Here is a 21,902-nt window from a genome sequence, read left to right as displayed (position 1 = left end):
TTTCTAGGTGACGTGGCGTTTTACAATTGAAAAGTTCTGCGAAACACGCAGGTTCCGCCCGGGGCTGGACATTTCGGGGGGAATGATTTTGAGCATAATTCTATTCGCCACGCGATACGATGCTGCCGGAACCGGTTCCATTGCTGCGAACCGCCGACTTTGTTCGCGGCAATCAAATCCAGCCCCGTTCTGATGTCACTCGTCGATCGAACGACCGGCCAGAGCCGGCGTCACGCGGTCAGCTGGGTTCGCGGTCGCAAGACTTCGACACCGGACCGCGTCCGACGAGCGCTTTGACAGGAACGCACTAAAAAGTGCTGCAATACCAACAGGGAAGGAATGGTGGGAATGAAACGTACGGTAATACTGTCGCTATTGTCGACAGTGCTGGCGACGGGAATGGTGTTTCCCGCGGTCGCGCAGGTCGGATCGACCGGAGAACAGACGACTACCGGCGATCCGGTTGCCGATGCAAAGCTGGAGGATACCCGCGCCACCGACAATTCGGGGCAGCGGAACGATGACACGATCATCGTCACCGGCACGCGCATCGTCCGTCCGAACAACAAGTCGGCCGCACCGATCGTGACCACGACCGCCGCCGAGATCGCGGCACAGGGCGCGACGACGATCGAGGAAGTGCTGAACCGCCTTCCGCAGATCCAGCCCAACGCCGAGCAGAATTACGCTGATTCGAACGGCGCACAGCGGATCAAGTTGCGCAGCCTGGGCTTCGAGCGCACGCTGTCGCTGGTCGACGGGCTTCGCCTGGGTCTGGTCAACCAGATGGATACCAGCATCATCCCCAGCGCGCTGGTCGAACGGATCGACGTGCTGAGCGGCGGTGCGTCGTCGGTGTACGGATCGGACGCGATCTCGGGCGTCGTCAACTTCATCCTGAAGAAGAATTTCGACGGGGTGCGGCTCGACGCCAACTACAGCTTCTACAACCACGACAACCGCGCCAACGCCGTGACCGACGCCGCCGGGCGCGCGTTCTTCCCGGCGCGCACCGGCACCGCCAACGACGGCGGGCGCAGCAACATCACCGTGTCGTTCGGCAAGAACCTGTTCGACAGCGCGGTGAACATCACCGGCTTCGTCAACTATCGCCAGTCGGACCTCGTGCGTACCGCCGACCGGTCCTATGCCGCCTGCGAAGTGACCCAGCCCACCCGCGACGGGCCGCTCGCCTGCTCGATCGCCAGCTTCACCCCCAACGGCACGATCATCCCGCAATCGGGAGCCAATCGCGGACGGGTGCTGGTCAACAGCCCGACCGGCAACCGGACCTTGGTCCCGATCAATTCGGGGCCGAACACCGCCGCCAATCCGTTCGACGGTTTCAGCTTCCAGCGCGAGTTCGAGCGGATCAACACCGGCGGCTTCCTGACCGCGCGGATTTCCGACGACATCGAACTCTATTCGTCGGCGCTGTTCTATCGCGACAAGTCGCGCAACCCGCAGCTCAACCGCACGCTGAACTTCGGCGCTTATGGCTCGACGCCCTATTCGCTGCCCTGCAACAACCCCTATCTGTCGGCGTCGCAGGCGACGACGATCTGCGGCGCGGCGGCGGGCACCGCCACCTATGCACCGATCGACCTGCGCTATCGCTTCGACGGCGCACCGCCGGTGAACGCGCGCTTCGTGAACAAGGGCTTCCGCGTCACGGCGGGTCTGCGCGGACAGGTGCTGGACGACAACTGGAACTATGACGTGGCGGGCGTGCTGTCGCGGCTGAACACCACCAGCTTCGGCCTCGCCAATCCCGACTTCAACCGGGTGAACCGCTCGCTCGACGTGACGCTGGTCAACGGCGTGCCGACGTGCCGCTCGGTCATCAACGGCAGCGATCCTGCCTGCGTACCGTTCAACGCCTTCATCCCGTACAACAGCGATCCGGCGGTCAACGACTATTATTTCGCGGTCGGACCGGTCAACTTCTCCAACACGTCGCAGACCAGCAGCCCGCAGATGTGGCAGGCGCTGGCCACGCTGAGCGGCGATCTCGGCAAATACGGCATCACCTCGCCGCTCGCCGAACAGGGGGTCGCGGTCGCCTTCGGCGGGGAGTTCCGCGCCGAAAAGCAGACCAACACCGCCAATGCCGCGTTCCGTGCGGCGGCCGGCGGCACCGACGCCCGCTTCACGCAGAACATCGTCGAAGTGAACGCCGAGTTGCAGGCGCCGCTGATCGAGAACCGGCCATGGACCGAACTGCTCCAGTTCAACGCCGGCTACCGCGTATCGAAGTACAACCGCCTGCGCGGCACGTTCAACACCTGGAAACTGGAAGGCATCTGGTCGCCGATTCCCGACATCGGTTTCCGTGGCGCATACAACAAGGCGCAGCGCGCACCGAGCGTGACCCAGGCCGATTCGGCGAGCAACATCGTCTATAACAACATCGGTTCGCGCAACGATCCGTGCGCCAGCACGCCGGACCCGAGCAACCCCAACAACTTCCGCGCACCGACCGCGACGATCGCCCAGTGCCGCGCGACCGGGCTGCCCGACAATCTGTACGGCAGCCGGACGCTGAGCTGCCCCGACGACGCCTGCACGATCCGCAACGGCGGCTTCGGGCTGACCCCGGAAACCGCCTATACCAAGACGTTCGGCATGATCCTGCGTCCGCGCTTCCTGCCGGGCCTGACCGTGTCGGTCGATCGCATCCTCGTCGACCTTGAGGATTCGATCAATTACTACGCCGCCAACGACTTCCTGAACGGCTGTCTGAGCATTCAGACCGACTTCTACTGCCGCGGCGTGGTGCGCAATCCGGGCACCTTCACGCTGTACAGCCCGGCAGCGGACAATCCGACAACCGGCTTCTTCGCACAGGGGCTGACCAACGCCTTCAAGTCGTCGTTCCATAGCTGGGACTTCCAGGGCCAATATGGCCGCTCGCTTGGCAAGGCGGGCCGGATCGACCTGTCGTTCAACGGATCGCTCGCCACCAAGGTCGGCAACCAGGACGCCCCCGAACTCGCCGATCGCAACTGCGTAGGCTATTACGGGCCGTTCTGCGGCGAGAGCCTGCCCAAGTGGACGCACAACATGCGCGCCACCTGGACGACCGCCGACAACGTGTTCAACACGTCGGTCAACTGGCGGCATACCGCGCCGACCACGGTGACCTATAACGTCACCGATACCGATCTGGGCATTCCGTTCACCGCCGCCGACCGCCGCACGACCTATGGCGGGATCAATGCCTATGACTACATCGACGTCGCCTTCGCGTTCGAAATCGCCAAGCGGATGACGTTCCGCCTGTCGGTCAACAACGTGTTCGACACCGATCCGCCGCTGGTGCCGAACTCGCGCAACCTGCTGGGCCTGCTGCGCACCAACACGGTGTTCCGCTACGACCTGCTCGGTCGCAACGTCGTCGCCGGGATCGGCCTGAACTTCTGATCCTGCGCTACCGGACAGGCCCGCCGCGACTGGTTCGCGGCGGGCCTTTTCGTTATTTGAGCGGCAGCAGCGCGCTGGCGGCACTCGCCGGATCGGCACGATCGAGCAGCGACAGCCACATCGCCCGCGCGGTGCGCGGCACCCGCCCGTGAAACGCGCGGCGGCCATCGATCGTCACCGTGACCGGCCGGTCGAGATCGAGCAGCCGGTCGGACAGGCGCAGCGTCGTTCCCGCCGGGACCGCGCCGGTCAGCGCGATGGTCTGTCCGGTGACGGTGGCAACGATCCGGTCCCCGGCGGCGACCTTGGCACCCTGCGGAATCTGCAACCAGTAGAAGCGGTCGCTCGTCACATCGTCCTGCACCCACACGATGCGTTTGGGCCAAGGGTCGCGGCGGAACTGCGCCATCCACGGCAGCGCCTCGGCGTCCTTGCGGTTCATCCAGTGCGGCAATCCGGGATAGATACGCGACAGCCCGACATAGCCGCCCGGATCGGCACGGCGCAGCGCTGCGAGCTCGGCGCTCTTCTCGGCGGCGATCCGGTTGCGGTCGTAGGCGGCATCGGCCCCGCCCATGAAGATCGCGAACGGCAGGTTGCGCACCGGTTCCAGCCGCGCCTCGTTGGGATGGCCCGCCATCGTCGCCGCCGCCGCGAAGCGGTCCGCCATGCGCGGGGCGAGCTGCCACACCCCGTCGCCCCCGGCCGAATAGCCCAGCAGATACACCTTGTCGGGATCGACGCCGTTGACCGCGACCTGATAGTCGATCAGCCGCTGGAACAGCGGATCGATATGCGGCTCATGCCACAGGTTCCACGTATCGGTCGGCGCGCGCGGCGCTAGGTAGATGCCCTCCGCCGGTTCGTAGAGGCGGATCTGGTTGCGCCATTGCTGGTCGTTGACCGCCGCCGGGGCGTTGCCGCCGCCATGGAGCGAGATCCACAGGCTGCGGCTGCCGGCGGGGGCGTTGCCGAAGGTCCGGCTTTCCCAGCGCAGCGTCCGGCCATCCAGCGTGATCGCTTTGGCATCGATCGCCGCACGCCCTGCCTCGGCAACGGTCCGCAACCGCGCCGCCGAAAGCAGCGACAGTGCCCGTGCCGCCGCCGCCCGGTCGAGCGGGCGCGCGAGGACCGGCGCATCGATCGTCCGTTCGGCCGCCGGCCGTTCGAGCCATGTCGTCAGCGCGCCGGGCACGCCGCCGGCACGTTGCCCGCCGGTCGCCGGGGCCGGCGCGACCTGACACAATGCGGCCGCCGCGACGCAGCCGAGTAACGTCCGTCTGCCGGGAAGAATGCTGGGCATGATGGCTGTCCGGTTCGAGGAAATCATGGAAGGCGTCGCGGTAACGCGCCTGTCCGTCGATAATGCGCCGCCGCCATGGCCGACGACGCAAGATACCGTCAACCTTCCGACCGTATACCGTCGCCAATACTGGAGGTTCCGACGATGACGATCGAGACGCTTGCACGTTCGCTGGCCAAAGCCCTTCCCGCGACCGCACCGACGTTGAAGGCGGGGTATCGCGTGTCCGAACGGATGCGATCATCGGTCGCCGCCCATTGGCCGCAAACCATTCGCGCCAACACAGAAAAGATCACGATCGCCATCACCGCGCACTGCAACCTGCGGTGTCAGGGGTGCAAATACGGGCGCGACTTCATGCCCGGCGCGCAACTGCCGTTCGAGATCGTCGAGAAGCTGCTCGAGGATGCCGCCGCCGCCAGGGTGCCGGCGGTGCGGCTCTATGGCGGCGAGCCGCTGCTCCATCCCGACGTGGTGCGCATGGTCGAAACCGCCAACCGGCTGGGCGTCGGCTGCTACATGACGACCAACGCCCTGATCCTCGACCGCAAGATCGCCGACCTTCACGCCGCCGGGCTGCGCAAGGTGACGATCGGCTATTATGGGCAGGATGGTGCGTTCGACGAGTATGTCCAGCGGCCGGGCCGCTATGCCCGGTTCGTCGAGAGCCTCGAAAATACCCGCGCGATGTTCGGGCCGGACGAGCTCGATATTCAGATCAACTTCCTGCTCAGCCGGCGTTCGGCGAATCTTCAGGCGGTCGACGACATGATCGCCTTTGCCCGGCGGTTTCAGGCCAAGGTGCATGTCGACGTCGTCCATTACTCGCTGCCCTATTTTCAGGAGGGGCCGGAGCGCGAGTTGCAGTTCCGGCCGGAGGACAAGCCGGCGATCGACCGCGTCATCGACCATCTGCTGAAGCTGAAGGCGGCCGAGCCCGACCTGCTGACCGAGTCCGCCCCGGCGATCGCCGCGTTCGCCGACTGGGCGATGGAGCAGCAGGGGATGCGCATCCCGTGCGATGCCCGCAAGCTGTTGTGGGTCGGGGCCGACGGGTCGGTGATGCTCTGCTACGTCACCTTCCCGCTCGGCAATCTGCATGAAAAGCGGCTGGCGGACATTCTCTACACCCCCGAACATCACCGCGCGGCGCGCGATGCGTTCCAGCTCAACTGCCCCAATTGCCATTGCGAGGCGGGCGCACGGGTCGAGAAGCACGCCCCGTCGTTCCGCAAATACCGCCGCGACGCGGCCGATCGGCTCGCGCGAACGTGATCCGCGTCGCGCACGTCCTGCCACATATGGCGGTGGGCGGACGTGAGCGCATCGTGGCCGATCTTTGCCGATCCGCGCCGCGCCACGGGGTGATGCCGGTCATCGTCACCTTCGACGCGGCGACCGGCGCGGTTGTCGAACCGGAGGCCCCGGTCGTTTCGCTCGATCGCCGGTCCGCGACCTTCGCCCGGTCGCTGCACGAAACGATCGCGGCGGAGCGGATCGACGTCGTCCATGCACATGGCCATGTCACCGCCGCGCTGTTGCCAAGCCTTGCCGTGCCGGTCGTTACGACGCTGCATGTCGCGCTGGGCAGCGGCTGGCGCTGGCTTCCGGCGATCACGGCCGGGCTTCGACGCAGCGCCGCGATCACCGCCGTTTCGGACGATCTCGCCCGCCGCTTTCGCTGGGCCGGGCGTCCGATTAGCGTGATTGCGCCGGGGATCGATCTTGCCCGCTTCGCCGGCGTGCAGCGGGTCGGCGACGGCGGCTTCACGCTCGGCATCGCCGCCCGGCTCCACCCGGTCAAGCGGCACGGCGACCTGATCGCCGCATTGCGCCTGCTCGACCGGCGGGGCCAACGTTACCGGTTGCTGATCGCCGGCGATGGCCCAACCGGCGACGCGATCCGTGAGGCAGGCGCGGGGCTCGACGTCACGCTGCTCGGCGCGGTCGATGATGTCGCGGGGTTTCTCGGCCGGCTCGACGGCTTCGTGCTGCCGTCCGATCATGAAGGTACGCCGGTGGCATTGATCGAGGCGATGGCCGCCGGCCTGCCCATCGTCGCCTCGGCGGTAGGTGGCATCCCGGCGCTGGTCGGCGATGCCGGCCTGCTCGTCCCCCGGCGCAGCCCGCGCGCGCTGGCGGAGGCGATCGAGCGACTGGCGACCTCGCGTGACTTGCGACACCGCCTCGGCAGCGCGGCGCGCCAGCGGGTTGCGGGCCATGGGCTGGACCGGCAGGCGGACGCCTATCGCGCGGTATATCGGAACGTCGTGCCCCACCGCGATTGAACCCGACCGGTAATCGTCGACGTGGACAGCGGTCGATCCATCCGCTATGTAATGTTGTAACATTACTATCTGGACTATCGCTATGGGTATCTCTGCTGCCGTGGACCGCCGCCTCCCCGTTACCGTATTGTCGGGCTTTCTGGGGGCGGGCAAGACGACGTTGCTCAACCATATCCTCGCCAATCGCGAGGGACGGCGGGTGGCGGTGATCGTCAACGACATGAGCGAGGTGAACATCGACGCCGACCTCGTCCGCGGCGGCGAGGCGGCGCTGTCGCGATCCGAGGAAGCACTGGTCGAGATGACCAACGGCTGCATCTGCTGCACGCTGCGCGACGACCTGCTGGCCGAGGTGCGCGCATTGGCCGAGGCGGGACGGTTCGACTATCTGGTGATCGAAAGCACCGGCGTTTCCGAACCGCTACCGGTGGCCACGACCTTCTCGTTCCGCGACGAGGAGGACGTGTCGCTCGGCGACGTCGCGCGGCTCGACACGATGGTGACGGTGGTCGACGCGGTGAACCTGCTCGCCGATTATTCGAGCCAGGATTTCCTTGCCCAGCGCGGCGCGGCGATGGGCGACGAGGATGATCGCAGCCTCGTCGGGCTGCTGGTCGAACAGATCGAGTTCGCCGATGTCGTCGTGGTCAACAAGGCATCGTCGGTTTCCCCCGAACAACTGGCGATCGTCAAGAAGCTGGTCGCCAGCCTCAACGCCGATGCGCTGATCGTTGCCGCCGACCATGGCCGGGTCGACCTCGACCAGGTGCTGGCGACCGGCCGGTTCGACGAGGAGATGGCGTCGCGCCACCCGCTGTGGGCCAAGGAACTCTATGGCTATGCGCAGCATCAGCCGGAGACCGAGGAATATGGCATCGAGAGCTTCGTCTATCGCGCGCGTCGCCCGTTCGATCCGGCGAAGTTCCACCGCTTCCTGACCGATGGCGAGCTCGACCATGTCGTGCGCGCCAAGGGGCATTTCTGGCTGGCGACCCGCCCCGACTGGGTCGGTGAACTGGCAGTGGCGGGCAGCCAGACGACGACGTCGCGCATGGGCAAGTGGTGGGCGGCCCTCCCCAAGCACCACTGGCCCGACGACGGCCGGTTCGAGGAGTTCGTCGCCCGCCACTGGGATGGCATCTGGGGGGATCGGCGGCAGGAACTGGTGTTCATCGGCATCGGCATGGATGAGGGACGCATTCGCGATCACCTCGACGTCTGTCTGGTCGCGGCGGACGGCTTCATCCCCGAACGCTGGCGGGACCTTGCCGACCCGTTCCCGCAATGGGGCCAGCCGCAGCCGGAGCTGGCGGCATGACCGTGACGACGCTGCCCCGGCAGGTCGTCGCCGGCACCGATGCCGCCGCGCTCGATGCGATCGCCCGGCCGGAAGTCGCGCTCGTGCTCTGGTCGCGCGGACTCGACCCGGCGCTCCGCGATGCGCTCGACGGGCTCGACTATGCGACGATCGACGACGTCCGGCTCGATTGCCGCGCGGGCGATGCGGTCGACGGCGACCTGCGGGCAGCCGGCTATGGCGACATGCTCGCGGATGTGCTGGGGCGGGACATTGCGATGCTCGTCGCCCGTCATGCCGCGCTGACCGGCGAGGACCGGCTGCGGGTCCGGCTCGACGTGATCGAGACCGACTCCTGCCGCCGGTTTCACGCCGATTACGTCACGCTGCGGCTGTTATGCACCTATGCTGGGCCGGGGACGCAGTGGTGCGACGCCGACGAACCGGACGCGGTTCGCGATGTCGCGACCGGGTCGGTCGGAGTGTTCAAGGGCCGGCTGCTGCTCGACCCGCCGAGCGTCCTGCACCGGTCGCCACCGATCGTCGCGACCGGCGGCCGTCGCCTGATGCTCGTGATCGACCCCTGCCCCATCGTCCCCTGAGGAACGCGGCCAGCATGAGGCAGCGGGGTTCGTCACTCGGCGGCAGCGGAAGCCTGACGCCACGACCGTGCGGGTCGATCGGACCGAACCCGGCCGGCGTCTGACAGTAATTCCGCACAAGAATCGAAGCGATCGGGAACGATGGCCGTTTGCCGGCAACTCGCGCCGCTCCGGCACGCCGATGGGTGGTCGCGTCAGCCCAGCGCGATCCGCGTGCCGAGCGCCGCCACAAGCGCCAGCGGCATCGCGACGGCCCCGACCTTCAGGAAGCGCCAGAAGCCGACGTCCTGCCCCTCGCGGCGGATTGCCTGCAACCATAGGATCGTCGCCAGACTGCCGGTGATCGACAAATTGGGGCCGAGGTCGACGCCGATCAGCAGCGCGTCGACCACCAACCGCGGCGGCTGCGCCTGTGCCACCGCGGTACTGGCGACCAGCCCGGCGGGCAGGTTGTTCATCAGGTTCGATGCGAAGGCGAGGATCGTGCCCGACACTGCCGCTGCCCGGACCGGATCGGACGAGGCCGCGCGCAGCGCCGCCGCGACCTGTCCGATCACTCCGGTCAGGTCGAGCGCCTCGACCAATATGAACAGCCCGGCGACGAGCGGCAGCACGCTCCACGACACGTCGCGCAGCAACGTGACCGGCGACGAGCGGGCGATGGCGCAGACCACCAGCGTCGTGGCGATCCCGGCGATCGCGGTCGGCAGCCCCAGTTCGATGTCGAGCGCCGACACCACCAGCAACACCGCCGCCGTGGCGACGATACCGACGAACGCGGCCTTGCCCCCCAGTGTCAGCGGCGTGCGCTCGACGGTGCTGATGCACGTTCCCGCCAACCGGTCGCGCTCCAGCCAGCGCAGGACGAGGAACGTCACCCCGATCGCCGCCAGCGACGGCCAAGCGAACGACGCGAACCATTGCCCGAGCGGCGGCATCTTCCCGCCATACAGCACGAGGTTGGCGGGATTGGAGATCGGCAGGACGAAGCTGGCGGCATTGGCGATCAGCGCGCAGGCGAACAGCAGCGGCAACGGATCGGCCTTCGCCTTCTTCGCGGCGGCATAGACCGCCGGGGTCAGCACGACGGCGGTCGCGTCGTTCGACAGGAAGGTGGTGGTGACGATGCCGGTGACATAGACCAGCGCGAACAGCCGGGTGGGCGACCCGCGCGCATGGATCGCAGCGGTCGCCGCCACCCAGTCGAACAGTCCTTCGGCGCGCGCGACCTCGCTCAACAGCATCATGCCGATCAGGAACAGATAGACGTCGCCGCCCTTCGCTACCGCCCCCAGCGCCGCCGACACCGGCAGGAGGCCGAGGATCAGCAGCAGCGCGGCACCGGCCAGTGCCCAGACCGCTTCGGGCCAGCGGAACGGCCGCGCGATCACCGCCGCGGTTGCAGCCGCACAAATTCCCCAGGTCGCCCCGGTCGCGAGGATCACCAGTGTCGTCCGTTCTTGTTGGGGCCGAGTTGCGTGCCCATGATACCATGGTCGGGCCATGCGCCGATGGTGTGGAGGTCGCGGCCGGAAGCGATCGGCGCACCGCGCCGGGGAGTATCGGCCTCGCCGCGCACCAATATCCCGATCACGTCGCGGTCGTCGCCGGCGGTCACGGCGATCCGGTGCGCGCCAGCCGCCAGTTCGACCGCCGCCGACCATAGCCCGCCCTCGCCGGCCGCGACCATCGGCGTGTCGGAGCCGCCGTCGACCGACAACAGCACCGGGCCATCGGTATCGCCGAACAGCCTGGCGACGATGCTGACCGTGCCGGGGCGCGGCACCTGCGTCGGATCGGCGGGGCGCGTCACCAGCCGGATGTCGGCGGGGGCGACGATCTGCACGAACGGCCAGGCGCCACCCGTTTCCTTGAACCGCCAGCTCGGCACGCGGTCGTGGAGCGTGACGATCGAGAAGCCGGGCCGGCCGTCGCCTTCCTCGATCTCGCCGGTCGACCGGGTCGCGCCATAGACGACGCGGCCGTCGTTCAGCAGTTCGTTATAATGGGTATGGCCGGTGTCGACGAACGCGACACGGGCATCGGCGAGGAAGCGGGCGATCTCCTCGCCATCCGCCGCAAGGTCGCCGGGATAGGCGTGCATGAAGACCACCGGCACCTGCCCCGCCGCCTCCGCCCGCGCCAGTTCGGCCCGCAAGCGGTTGCGGTGGTGCATGGTCAGGCGGAAGTCGGGGCCGCCCGCGCCAGCCGACACGATGTCGAGGAAGATGCAGCGATGACCGGCGATCACTTCCACCTCTGGCCGGTTTTCCACCGGAAAGGCCGCCTCATACCGTGCAAGATCGCCCGTTTCGTAATCATGGTCGCCGGGGATCACGCGGTACGGCAGGCGCAGCGACGCCAGCGTATCGGTTATCACGCGATATTGTTCGGCGGTGGCATGGTTTGCATTGTCGCCGGGCAGGTAGACGAAATCCACGCCGTCACCGACATGGTCGTTGATCTCGGCAACGATCGCCGCCAGCCGGTCGCGACTTTCCCAGCCGCCCGCCTCGTCCATATGCAGGTCGCCGATATGGACCCAGCTCAGCACCGCCGGCTGGGTCATTTGTGCGTTTCCGGCATCGCGATCAGGTACAGGACGAAGCCGACGGCGGCGATTCCGGCCAGCGTCAGGAATCCGGCGCTATATCCCGCCCACACGATGATCGATCCGGCGAGCGTCGCCGACAGTGCCGCGCCAAGCCCGAAGACGCTCGACACCACTCCCTGGCTGACATTGAACCGGCCCGACCCCTTGGTCAGATCGGCGACGATCACCGGGAACAGCGCGCCGAAGATGCCGGCCCCGATCCCGTCGAGCGCCTGCACCCCGACCAGCCACCACGGATCGTTCGATACGGTGTAGAGCGCACCCCGGATCGCGAGGAAACCGAACGCGACGAGGAACATCGGCTTGGTGCCCCAGCGTTCGGTGTTGCGGCCGACGACGATCGCGACCGGCACCATCACTAGTTGCGCGGCGACGATGCACGCGGCGGTCAGCGACGTCGCCTTGTCGGTGCCGACGGTGCGCCCCAGCAACTGGCTGACCGACGTCAGCATCGCCGCATTGGCGAGGTGAAAGGTGAAGGCGGCGAGCGCGAAGATCATCAGCGGGCGATTTTCGAGCAGCGTCTTCCACCCGCTCGGCTCCTCGCACCCCGCTTCGGGTTCGCAGTCGAGGCCACGCGCGACGGCGTTGTCGATGTCGTCGTTGTTCAGCCGCGCCGACACCACGACGCTGGCGACGGTCAGCGCCGCCATCAGCCAGAAGACGACGACCGGTCCGAACGACCAGGCAAGCACGCCTGCCAGCCCGGCCGACACCGCGTTGCCGGCATGGTTGAACGCTTCGTTGCGACCGACGCGCTTGGCGAACAGCTTGGGCCCGACCAGTCCCAGCGTGATCGCCGAGATGGCGGGGGCGAACACCGCACCCGCCGCCGCCGCGATCGACTGGGTGATCGTCACCATCGTGAAGCCGGAAACGATCGGCAGCGACAGGCTGCTCGCCGTCACCAGCAGCGCGGCGGCGATGACGATGCGCGGCTTGTTCTTCGCCCGATCGATCAGCCCGCCTGCCGGCGTCTGCGACAACAGGCCGACGATCCCGGCGATGGTCAGGACCAGCCCGACCGTCGCCTCGTTCCAGCCATGCGACGGCCCGCGCACCACCAGCAGATAGATCGCCAGATACGGACCCAGTCCGTCGCGCACATCAGCGAGAAAGAAATTGAGCGCATCGAGCGTACCGGTCGGCGTCGTGCCCCGCGAGCTTCGGGCGGTGCCGGAAGGGACGATTGCCGTTGCCATTACGTCTCTCCGACTTGTCTACACATCGATGGCGACGACGCTTCTACCGAAGCGCCGCCCAAATCCGACCAAACAGGATTTGGCTCAATGCTTGCGCAAGACTTCCTGATGGAAGTCGTGCATGGGCTTGGGTGTCCGAACCTAGTTGAACCCGCATGGTCCGCAGCTAATCGTGCAACATACCGCATCGGTTCCGAAGCAATATGGAAATAATGCTATGCCGGCTTGGTTACGTTCTGGGTATTCCCGAAAATAAGCTGCAATATTATACAATGCACGTAAATGGAAAACGGGTATTTTCTGTTTAAAATTCTTGATAGCTTCAATTTAAATCACTTTTATCATAACATTACTTACCGATCAAAATCGAAACGCGCGGGTAAGTCATATAATTATTTCATAAATATTTTTCGATATTACAAGCCACCGAAAATTATCGCGCATTCGTGCGTGATATTTGGTTCAGAGAATGATGAAGATAATTTCCGACCAAAACGGTTCGCAGTCAACCCGAACCATGTAGAACAATGCTCGTCAGGACATCGTTCTCCCAAGTATATAGCTTGGCAGAATACGATAGACTGCTGGCTGTTCGCTGGCGATCTCCCGCATCGGCGAATGGCAAGTCAGCAACACATTTTCGATCAGGACCCGATCGGCCTCATTGCTCCTTGCACGGCTTGCGCAAGGACGTGGCACGTCGCCCGACGAAGAAACAGGCCGGCCAACCGGCAAGGCCGCATTTTTACCGAAGACCAGAACAACCGCATGGTTGACCGTTCTATGGCGAAAGCGAATCGCCAAGATTGGCCACATGCCTGACGGGCTAGCGAGAGATCGCCGAGCCGCCGGATTTCATGCGTGTAGTGGCGGAGAGGGAGGGACACTCAACAGTTTCCTAAATATTATTATTTTACAATGGCATAAAGCTCAGCCCATCATGCTGTTTGTAGGGGTTTTTGTAGCATCTAGCTTGGCCAGAAAATTGAAAAATCTAGCAGAAGACATGACCCATACCCTCTCTCACTCTCTACGATCTTCACTCCACCGAGATGATCGCCAACATGCAAAAAGCAGCGTTATGTTCTTTATTCGCTACGATGTTCACGAAGGGGAACGCCCCTCGCTTGGCCTACAAGCAGCCTCTGACGCGAGGAACGATCCCGCTCTTGCTTCCACCACCACCCCATAGCGTGACATCCGTACCGCCTCCATTTCGGGGGGACAGTCTTGCAAGCGTGAACTGCGTTTTGACGTAGACCGAACCGCCAGCCGGGAAGGCCCCGGCGTTCATGTCATGATGCCAAAGCGCGCTAACGACACAAAGGGTCAGTTCATCCGGGGTCTTCGTCGAGGAGCCTTCCCAAAACGGTTGCTCCCGCATGATCGCGAGAAGCCCTTCTTTGTTCGGATCAATCGGCGGCGCGTCGTACTTCGAGGCAGACTGCGATGCCAACGCAGCGGCTAAGAGGATGGCAATCATGTTAGAGGCCCGCCCCTGCCCGCGATACCAGCGGCGCATACTGCAACTCGCAGAAGCTATCGCCGTCCAAGATGATGACGATCCGATTATTGGACGGCCTATCGGCCCACATCAGTCTTTCGACCGAGCCAGGATCGCGCTCCACCGGCTCTCCATATTTTGCCAAAAGATCGCGCCGCAAATCGAGGCACCGCCGCTCCCCCGTAGGTGACAACGTGACCTTCTGGAGGCCAATGGCGTCGAACCAGAAACTGGCGCGAAATACGCGGTCACCCGTGCTGTAATCCGTTTCTACATCACGGGTGGTGTCACCCTGCACGGACTTGTCGCCCGCCGCCGCCTTCGCTTTGCCATTACCAGCCGCGATTACCTGTGCAGGTGTCATTCCCCACTTGGCATACTGCCAATGGGCCTGCGCGGGCGTCGCAGCCAGCAGAGCCACACCGGCGATAATCAGGTTTCGCATAGTTCCTCCCAACAAAACAGTTGTATCCCATGGTCTACAGAGCGCTCGGTTGCTGGCAACAAATATGTAGACTATCGGCTGTCGTTCTATCGGAGACACTGTGGTCCATCGTCGCCGATGGACATCAGGGAGCGATTTGGCCGGAACGTGAAGTCGCTGCGCGAGGCAGCGGCTATCTCACAGGACGAGTTTGCGGATATGGTCGGCGTTCACCGGACCTATATGAGCGGGATAGAGCGTGGAAAGCGTGCGCCGACGATCATCGTCGTCGAGAAGCTAGCACTCGCGTTGAAGGTCGATCCGGGCGTTCTGTTTAAATAGCGCGGGTCATGTCTGCACCGGATTGGCCCGATATGCCCATTAGCATCCGTTCACGCAGGGACCGATAAACGCCAACCAGCCTATACCGAGCGATCTGGGATGGGCTGTATCTGTGACGTATCCGCCCTTTCTCGATCACGCCTGCCCGCTCCAGATAACGGATGGCAGTTATACTGATCTGGGGGTTGATCCCTATCGCCAATCCACCATCGACCAACAGCCTTTCCGTCAGCAAGTCGAACAGCTCTGCCGACCCATTCGCTGCACGAAAGATGGCCCGCATGACATAGGCGAGATCGCCGATGCTAGGCAGGTCCGGTTCATCGAAAAACTCGAAGAGCTCGGTCCATCGAATTAGCCGGGCAGCATCTTGGCGCTCGACGGTCAGCAAAATGTTGACCAAACGCGCCATGTGCGGGGGGCAGCTTGCACCCCTATTTCCAATCGCATCCGACCCGTAGCGACCTCGCCGCTGACGGCGCACCTCAAAACGGATGCGGGAAGGCGTCTTGGCATAAACGGATAGAGTATGCCGACCATCAACCGTTGATGAGATCGCGGCGGTCAACGCCAGACGATCACCATGTCGTTCCAGACTGGGCTGCTCCTGATATGCCGGGTACAGCGTAACACGCGAAGCGGTGTCCGCGTCGAGTATGGACACAGCGGCTCCCCTGACAGCGGGTATAGCGTTCCGGTGGAACCTCTCGAAATAGGTTTCGATTTGCGGAACCGCGACTTGTCCCCAACTCAGTCGGATCACGCCGTCCGGCGATGCGATAACTTGATCGCTTCCGTCGAACCCGAACCCACCGTCGTATTCCGACAGCGTTCGGCTTAGCAGGATCTGCAACTGCGCGATGTAAGTGGGAATGAACGTGGCAAACGGATCATCACCAAGGAGGCTGCGGACAGGAGGACGATCCGGCAAATAGTTGTCTGAGCCATCAAGGCTGCGCGGGATGCCAGATGGTTCGACCGCGACGCCGAAGAAAGTCAGGACATCCATTGAGAATATCCGCGCCCGAAAATCCTCCTGATCGCCAAACCTCGCGATCAACGACGCGAGGGTGCGCGTGGGGTTCGCTGACAGCTCAGCGACGATTGCTCCCTCCGTCTCGCTGCAACGCGTTGCCGAAATCTTCAAGGACAACGTCAGCAAGGAGGATTGGACAGTCTCGACAGTGACAGCCCCCCTATTCGCATCATGATTGCGTAGCCATGGCAGTGCAGGGTCGGACAACCGGTTAGCAAAAAAGGCGCGGCCATCCGCCAGCGTCGTGCGCCACTGCCCTGTCAGTTTCAGTTGCAGCTTGTCGATGCCCCATTCGCGCGTTTGTGGCGGGAAGTTACGGTCGAAGCCGGGCAGTGAAGATGCGCGATCACGGTGCCTTGCCCTTACGATCCTCACCGCTGGTGGTCGCAATCGGATTTCCTTCCTGCCGTTAAGTGCTCGCGCCCCACAATAGTAAGGGCATCGCCGCCGACGCCAGACGCGAAATCACAAACGCTGACGCATGGGCGTGACAGCGAGATCATGCACCCACGTTTTTGCGCCAAGCTCCCGCAGGAAGCGTTGCCAATAGTCCGGGCGGCGGAAGCGGATGTGCACCGCGTAATGGCATCGTCGACAGATTGGATATGCGGACAGGGGAGCCGTGTAGTCCTCAAGGTGCCAATGGTGAGACAGCCCCAGGCCAGCACGGCACACCGAACAGGAGGAAGAAGGACGCAACCCGCCCTCTGCCAGCGCCTGACGGATAGCGCGACCACCGGCCCGACGTTCGGCAGCGGTAAAGCCGTTGTAGCTGTGCCCGCTCATCGGTTTAGAACGACGGCGGCGGCGATTTGACGCGCCAGAAGCCGAGTGTTCGTTCGCATGCGTGCGACCAACGGCTTCACCTCATCAAGCGGCAGCTCGGGGGCCTGCCCCTCAACTGCAACCGCGTACATGCCCCCCAGCGCGGCGGCGATAGCCGAGAAGGCAATGGCAACCCGGTTCACGCTGCCACTCCCGGCTGATTGGCAAGGATGCGGTAAACCGATGCCCGGGAAATGCAGAGCTTGGCCGCAATGGCGCTTGCACCCACACCTGAGTTTGCGAGTGCGCGAACATCTTGAGCCTTGGCCCGAGCGGTCGGTGCCCGACCTCGGTAGCGCCCCTCAACCTTCGCTTTGGCGATGCCCTCGCGCTGTCGGGCCAACATGATACTCCGCTCGAACTCGGCGACGGCGGCGAACATGGTCAGCAGCATCCTGCCGCTCGGCGATTTCGTGTCCATTTCCGAGCCGCCAAAATCGAGAACGCGAAGCGCGACCCCTTTACGCTCCAACGTCGAGACAATGGACAATAGATCGGTCGTCGAACGCGCCAACCGATCAAGCCGGGTGACGACCAGCGCGTCGCCTTCGCGCACGAACTCCAGCGCCAAATCGAGTTGATCGCGGGCAGCGACCGACGAAACCTGTTCAGAGAACACCTTCGTGCAACCCGTTGCAACAAGCTGGCGCTGCTGCGCCTCCAGTCCGGCGAGCTGCTCCGCCGTGCTGGTCCGGGCATATCCAATCAACATGGTCGATCCCCTTTGTTTACAAGAGGATAGCCGCCTGCCGAGCGCAGTCCAGACCTGCGTTATTGTTTTATATGGATTTTCATTGACTTCTAAAACCTATGAGACAGCGTTTCATTGGCGAGGATCGGACCTGTGTGAGACAGCGATCATCGTTCGCCATGCTGTCTCACTGGAGCAAGGGCATATGGGAAACTCGATGATCCACTCGTGACACCGCGTTGCTCGAATGGCAGAGCCTCTCCCCAATATGGGGATAAAATTTGCTTACTGAACGCCACAAGCTCGTCGCTGGTAAAATTTGGGAAATCGCAAACCGACTGCGTGGCCCGTATCGCCCCCCGCAATACCGCCTCGTCATGCTGCCGATGGTAGTGCTGCGCCGGTTCGATTGCGTGCTGGAGCCGACCAAGGAAGCCGTGGTCGCGGAGTATGCGCGCCTAATTGCGGCCGGGACGCCCGAACGCGCCATCCCCAAGCTGCTGAACAAGATCGTCGATCCGGCGCGTCGTCGCCAGCCGCTCTACAACACCAGCCCCTACACCTTCGCCAAGTTGCTCGACGATAGCGAGAACATCGCGCCAAACCTCGTCGCTTATATCAACGGCTTCTCGGACACCGCCCGCGCCATCTTCGATCGCTTCAAATTCAGCGAGCAGATCGAGAAGCTCGACGCCAGCAACCGGCTCTTCAACATCGTGAAAGCGATGGCCGATGTCGATCTGCATCCCGACGCGGGCATCGACAATCTTCAGATGGGCTATCTGTTCGAGCATCTCGTGATGCGCTTCAACGAGCAGGCGAACGAGGAGGCCGGAGACCACTTCACCCCGCGCGAGGTCATCCGGCTGATGACCCACCTCGTCTACACCGGCGAGGAGGATGTCTACAAACCGGGCGTCTACCGCGAGATTTACGATCCGGCTTGCGGCACCGGCGGCATGTTGTCCGTGTCGGAAGAAACCATCCGCGCGGGCAACGAAAAGGCCAATCTGGGCCTCTACGGACAGGAATATAACGACGAAAGCTGGGCAATCTGTTGCTCGGACATGCTCATCAAGGATGAAGACACCGACAACGTCGTCCTCGGCGACACGCTGGGCGACGGCAAGACGCGCGACGGCTTCCCGGAAAAGAAATTCCACTACATGCTCGCCAACCCGCCCTTCGGCGTGGAGTGGAAGGATCAGCAAAAGGTCGTCGCCAAGGAAGCGGAAGAGCTTGGCTTCGGTGGCCGCTTCGGCGCTGGCCTGCCCGCGATCAACGACGGCTCGCTGCTGTTCCTGCAACATATGATGTCGAAGATGCACCCCAGCCCCACCAAAGGCGGCGAAGGGTCAAAGATCGCGATCATCTTCAACGGATCACCGCTGTTCAGCGGCGATGCCGGGTCCGGCCCGTCCAATATCCGACGCTGGATCATCGAAAACGACCAGCTCGACGCGATCGTCGCGCTGCCCGATCAGCTTTTCTACAACACTGGCATCTTCACCTACATCTGGCTTGTTACAAACCGGAAGCCACCGGAGCGGCGCGGCAAGGTCCAGCTCATCGACGGCACGCGCTTCTTCGACCGAATGACGAAGAGCCTCAATAACAAGCGCAATGAGTTATCCGTGAAGCCTGGCGGGCATATTGATCAGCTAACGGAAATTTACAGTAACTACCGCGATGGAGAGACTGCACGGGTCTGCACTGACATAAGGGCTGGAACCTGGGAAAACCGCGTCGTCAGCCGCATCTTTGAAAACCGCGAATTTGGCTTTCTGAAAGTCACGGTCGAACGCCCCCTGCGCCTGAATTTCGAGGCGACGACAGAGCGGATCACGCGGCTAAACGAGCAATCGGCCTTCATCAATCTGGCCGTGTCGAAGAAGCGCAAGGACGCCAAAGCCGCCGAAGCAGAGGAAGCCGAAGGCCGCGCGTTGCAAGAAGCCATCCGGGCGATGCTCCGCACGCTCGCGGGCAACGGGCTATACAAGGACCGGGGCCGCTTCGAGGCGGCGCTGGAGGCCGCTGCGAAGCGCGCGAAACTCAAGCTGCCCACGCCAATCAAGAAAGTAATCTTCGCCGCCCTGGGCGAGCGCGACCCCACGGCGGAAATCTGTCGCGACAGCAAGGGTCGGCCGGAGCCGGACAGCGAATTGCGCGACACCGAGAATATCCCCCTGCCCCTCGGAACCGCGCTGCCCCTGCCGATGAACTTCGGGCCGGAGATTCCCAATCACGATCTGGTCGCGGCGATGAAACCCGCCATTGATGCCTATATCGCTGCCGAAGTTCTGCCTCACGTCCCCGATGCTTGGGTGGACTATGCCAAGACCAAGATCGGCTACGAAATCCCGATCAACCGGCATTTCTACGTCTACAATCCGCCGCGCCAATTGGGTGAAATTGAGGCGGACATTACGGCACTGGAAGGTGAGATTGCAGGCTTGCTCAAGGGTCTGGTGGCGTGAACGCCTCGCCCGCAGTCGTAAATGGGCAGCCCTTGCCAGATGGCTGGAAGGCGATAGCTGTCAGGTGGCTGTCTCGTCGCTATTCCGGGGGCACGCCAGACAAGAACTTTTCCTATTACTGGAATGACGGAACCATCCCCTGGCTCAACTCTGGCGCAGTCAATCAAGGTGTCATTCGCCAGCCGTCGGATTTCATCACGAAGGAAGGCCTTGCCAATTCCAGCGCCAAATGGATGCCGCGTGGATCGGTTGTCATGGCCTTGGCCGGACAGGGCAAAACCAAAGCGATGGTCGGCTATCTCGACATCGAAACGACGGGCAACCAGTCACTCGCGGCGATCGTCCCAAGCGCGATTGAAGGTAAGTTTCTATATTGGTGGCTCACAAGCCAGTATCGCCACATTCGCAATCTCTCCAGTCAAGACGGCCGGGATGGCCTGAATTTGGAGATGCTCGGCAGCATCCGCTGCCCTGTTCCCTCACCGGAAGCGCAAAAACGTATATCCGCCTTTCTCGATGAAAAGACCGCAAAGATCGACGGGCTGATCACGAAGAAACAGGCGCTGCTGGAACACCTCGTCGAAAAGCGGCAGGCGATCATCACCCAAGCCGTCACCAAGGGCCTTGATCCCGCCGCGCCTATGAAAGACAGCGGCATCGACTGGCTCGACCAAATCCCCGCGCATTGGGAGGTGAAGCGCCTATCATTCGTGTCTCAGGTAATCGACTGCAAGCACAGGACGCCAGAATATATCGACGATGGCATTCCGCTTGTAAGCACTACCGAGATTTCTCCGTATGCAATCGACTATCACACCAAGCGACAGGTCAGCGACGATGAATTTACAATGATGTCGGAAGGTGGACGACGGCCTCAAGTTGGCGACATCATCTACAGTCGCAATGCGTCCGTGGGCTCCGCCGCCCTTGTGCGGGATGATCGGACGATATGCTTGGGACAGGACCTGTGCCTTATCAGGCCGTCTATCATCCGCCCCGAATTTCTTGAGCATTTCCTGAACTCAACAGCCTGCTTGGTACAGTTGCGGAGCTATCTTGTCGGTGCGACCTTCAAGCGGGTCAATGTCGATGTAATTAAAAAGTACATGCTTCCTCTGCCGCCGCCGGAGGAGCAAACGGCTATCGCTGAACAGGTCAGCGTCGCTATCGCGAAGGCCGAAGCGATCGAACGCAAAGTTTCAATGAGCATTTCTGCATTAAGGGAATACCGATCCGCCGTCATCACGTCCGCAGTCACGGGACAGATAGAGGGGCTTCAATGAGCCTCGACGCATCGAGCTATTTCGATCATCTGCGTGCCTATATCTCGGACGATTACGTCATCGACAATGGGTCTACAGGCTATTTGACACTGACAGAAAAATACTTTCGCGAAGGGGAAACAAAGAAATCGACCCGCAGGGTTACGCTGCCCTTCAATGGGAAAGCTTTTGCCATAAAGTTGGATGGCCGCAAGGAAGCCCTGTTTCATTTCCTCGATGACAACGGCAAGCAGTGGTCAAAGCGGTGCGATTTCATCATATTTCAAAGCCATCGCCGCTGCATCAATGCCTATCTAATCGAGTTCAAGACCAAGAGCCTTGATGCTAGCTCAATCATCGATCAGCTTAAATCTGGCGCACATTGGTGCGCCAGCCTCCGCAAGATCATCAACCATTATACCGGCGATGACCGCAGCATTCGCGTCCGAAAATTCGTGTTCACGGAAAACGAAAACCCTGCAGCCTATCTCGATCCCGCCGGGCAGTATCTGGCCCGCGATCCATCCATTCGTCATTATCATTATGATCAGCTCGCTGGGCTGACACTCGACACGCTAGAGAATACGTCTGTCAGGACGGTTTGAGGGGACT

At 62.9% G+C, this 21,902-nt stretch carries 18 protein-coding genes; 9 read left to right on the top strand and 9 right to left on the bottom strand.

The features are described 5' to 3' along the window. The first annotated feature begins 348 nt into the window (after positions 1-348). Positions 349-3,423, top strand: a complete 3,075-nt coding sequence (locus ASG37_RS01075) for a TonB-dependent receptor domain-containing protein (protein WP_235525091.1) — start codon at positions 349-351, stop codon at positions 3,421-3,423. A 52-nt stretch (positions 3,424-3,475) separates the two neighbouring features. Here the strand turns inward: ASG37_RS01075 and ASG37_RS01070 are convergent, their stop codons facing one another. Further along, complete coding sequence (locus ASG37_RS01070; protein ID WP_156348995.1) at positions 3,476-4,726, bottom strand: dienelactone hydrolase family protein; 1,251 nt, start codon at positions 4,724-4,726, stop codon at positions 3,476-3,478. A gap of 144 nt (positions 4,727-4,870) precedes the next feature. Here ASG37_RS01070 and ASG37_RS01065 point away from each other — a divergent pair, with 144 nt between their 5' ends. From ASG37_RS01065 to ASG37_RS01050, 4 genes are all read left to right on the top strand, one after another. After that, positions 4,871-6,001, top strand: a complete 1,131-nt coding sequence (locus ASG37_RS01065; protein WP_055755432.1) for a radical SAM protein — start codon at positions 4,871-4,873, stop codon at positions 5,999-6,001. Between the two features lie 26 nt (positions 6,002-6,027). Further along, on the top strand, positions 6,028-7,014 hold the full coding sequence (locus ASG37_RS01060) for a glycosyltransferase (protein WP_268795733.1): 987 nt from the start codon (positions 6,028-6,030) through the stop codon (positions 7,012-7,014). An 82-nt stretch (positions 7,015-7,096) separates the two neighbouring features. Next, the gene (locus ASG37_RS01055; RefSeq protein WP_055755430.1) at positions 7,097-8,332 is read left to right on the top strand and encodes a GTP-binding protein; all 1,236 of its coding nucleotides are present in this window, start codon (positions 7,097-7,099) and stop codon (positions 8,330-8,332) included. Further along, positions 8,329-8,913, top strand: coding sequence for a DUF1826 domain-containing protein (locus ASG37_RS01050; RefSeq protein WP_055755429.1), 585 nt, complete (start codon positions 8,329-8,331; stop codon positions 8,911-8,913). Before ASG37_RS01055 ends, ASG37_RS01050 begins: the two co-directional genes overlap by 4 nt. 194 nt (positions 8,914-9,107) lie before the next feature. On the opposite strand, the gene ASG37_RS01045 is transcribed toward ASG37_RS01050, so the two are convergent. From ASG37_RS01045 to ASG37_RS01030, 5 genes are all read right to left on the bottom strand, one after another. Beyond that, entirely contained in the window at positions 9,108-10,358 is a 1,251-nt protein-coding gene (locus ASG37_RS01045; protein ID WP_055755428.1) for an arsenic transporter, read from the bottom strand. After that, positions 10,355-11,482, bottom strand: coding sequence for a metallophosphoesterase family protein (locus ASG37_RS01040; RefSeq protein ID WP_055755427.1), 1,128 nt, complete (start codon positions 11,480-11,482; stop codon positions 10,355-10,357). The genes ASG37_RS01045 and ASG37_RS01040 overlap by 4 nt, the downstream gene beginning before the upstream one ends. Then, on the bottom strand, positions 11,479-12,729 hold the full coding sequence (locus ASG37_RS01035; protein WP_055755426.1) for an MFS transporter: 1,251 nt from the start codon (positions 12,727-12,729) through the stop codon (positions 11,479-11,481). Before ASG37_RS01035 ends, ASG37_RS01040 begins: the two co-directional genes overlap by 4 nt. A gap of 1,132 nt (positions 12,730-13,861) precedes the next feature. Further along, positions 13,862-14,212 (bottom strand): hypothetical protein, encoded by a 351-nt coding sequence (locus tag ASG37_RS17505; RefSeq protein WP_156348994.1) that lies wholly within the window; start codon positions 14,210-14,212, stop codon positions 13,862-13,864. A gap of 1 nt (position 14,213) precedes the next feature. Beyond that, the gene (locus ASG37_RS01030; RefSeq protein ID WP_055755425.1) at positions 14,214-14,678 is read right to left on the bottom strand and encodes a hypothetical protein; all 465 of its coding nucleotides are present in this window, start codon (positions 14,676-14,678) and stop codon (positions 14,214-14,216) included. Here ASG37_RS01030 and ASG37_RS18215 point away from each other — a divergent pair. Next, positions 14,619-14,999: a helix-turn-helix domain-containing protein gene (locus ASG37_RS18215; protein ID WP_414887721.1), complete on the top strand. Its 381-nt coding sequence runs from the start codon at positions 14,619-14,621 to the stop codon at positions 14,997-14,999. The genes ASG37_RS01030 and ASG37_RS18215 overlap by 60 nt on opposite strands. Here the strand turns inward: ASG37_RS18215 and ASG37_RS17500 are convergent. The 3 genes from ASG37_RS17500 to ASG37_RS01010 form a co-directional block, all read right to left on the bottom strand. Beyond that, positions 14,992-16,410 carry a hypothetical protein gene (locus ASG37_RS17500; RefSeq protein ID WP_156348993.1) on the bottom strand — a complete coding sequence of 473 codons (1,419 nt, stop codon included), beginning with the start codon at positions 16,408-16,410 and terminating at the stop codon, positions 14,992-14,994. The genes ASG37_RS18215 and ASG37_RS17500 overlap by 8 nt on opposite strands. A gap of 407 nt (positions 16,411-16,817) precedes the next feature. Beyond that, positions 16,818-17,003 (bottom strand): hypothetical protein, encoded by a 186-nt coding sequence (locus tag ASG37_RS01015; RefSeq protein WP_055755422.1) that lies wholly within the window; start codon positions 17,001-17,003, stop codon positions 16,818-16,820. After that, a complete protein-coding gene (locus ASG37_RS01010; RefSeq protein WP_055755421.1) occupies positions 17,000-17,572 on the bottom strand; it encodes a recombinase family protein in 573 nt (190 codons plus the stop codon). Before ASG37_RS01010 ends, ASG37_RS01015 begins: the two co-directional genes overlap by 4 nt. A 260-nt stretch (positions 17,573-17,832) precedes the next feature. On the opposite strand from ASG37_RS01010, the gene ASG37_RS01005 reads away from it, so the two are divergent. From ASG37_RS01005 to ASG37_RS00995, 3 genes are read left to right on the top strand one after another with little or no spacing between them, the layout of a single operon-like run. Continuing rightward, a complete protein-coding gene (locus tag ASG37_RS01005; protein WP_055755420.1) occupies positions 17,833-20,028 on the top strand; it encodes a type I restriction-modification system subunit M in 2,196 nt (731 codons plus the stop codon). After that, the gene (locus ASG37_RS01000) at positions 20,025-21,311 is read left to right on the top strand and encodes a restriction endonuclease subunit S (protein ID WP_082447907.1); all 1,287 of its coding nucleotides are present in this window, start codon (positions 20,025-20,027) and stop codon (positions 21,309-21,311) included. The genes ASG37_RS01005 and ASG37_RS01000 overlap by 4 nt, the downstream gene beginning before the upstream one ends. Further along, positions 21,308-21,895, top strand: a complete 588-nt coding sequence (locus tag ASG37_RS00995) for a hypothetical protein (protein WP_055755418.1) — start codon at positions 21,308-21,310, stop codon at positions 21,893-21,895. The genes ASG37_RS01000 and ASG37_RS00995 overlap by 4 nt, the downstream gene beginning before the upstream one ends. The last annotated feature ends 7 nt before the right edge of the window (positions 21,896-21,902 follow it).

Origin of the sequence: Sphingomonas sp. Leaf407, from assembly GCF_001425385.1 — a bacterium.
Classification (GTDB): domain Bacteria; phylum Pseudomonadota; class Alphaproteobacteria; order Sphingomonadales; family Sphingomonadaceae; genus Sphingomonas.
This window is presented reverse-complemented; position numbering and strand designations above follow the sequence as displayed.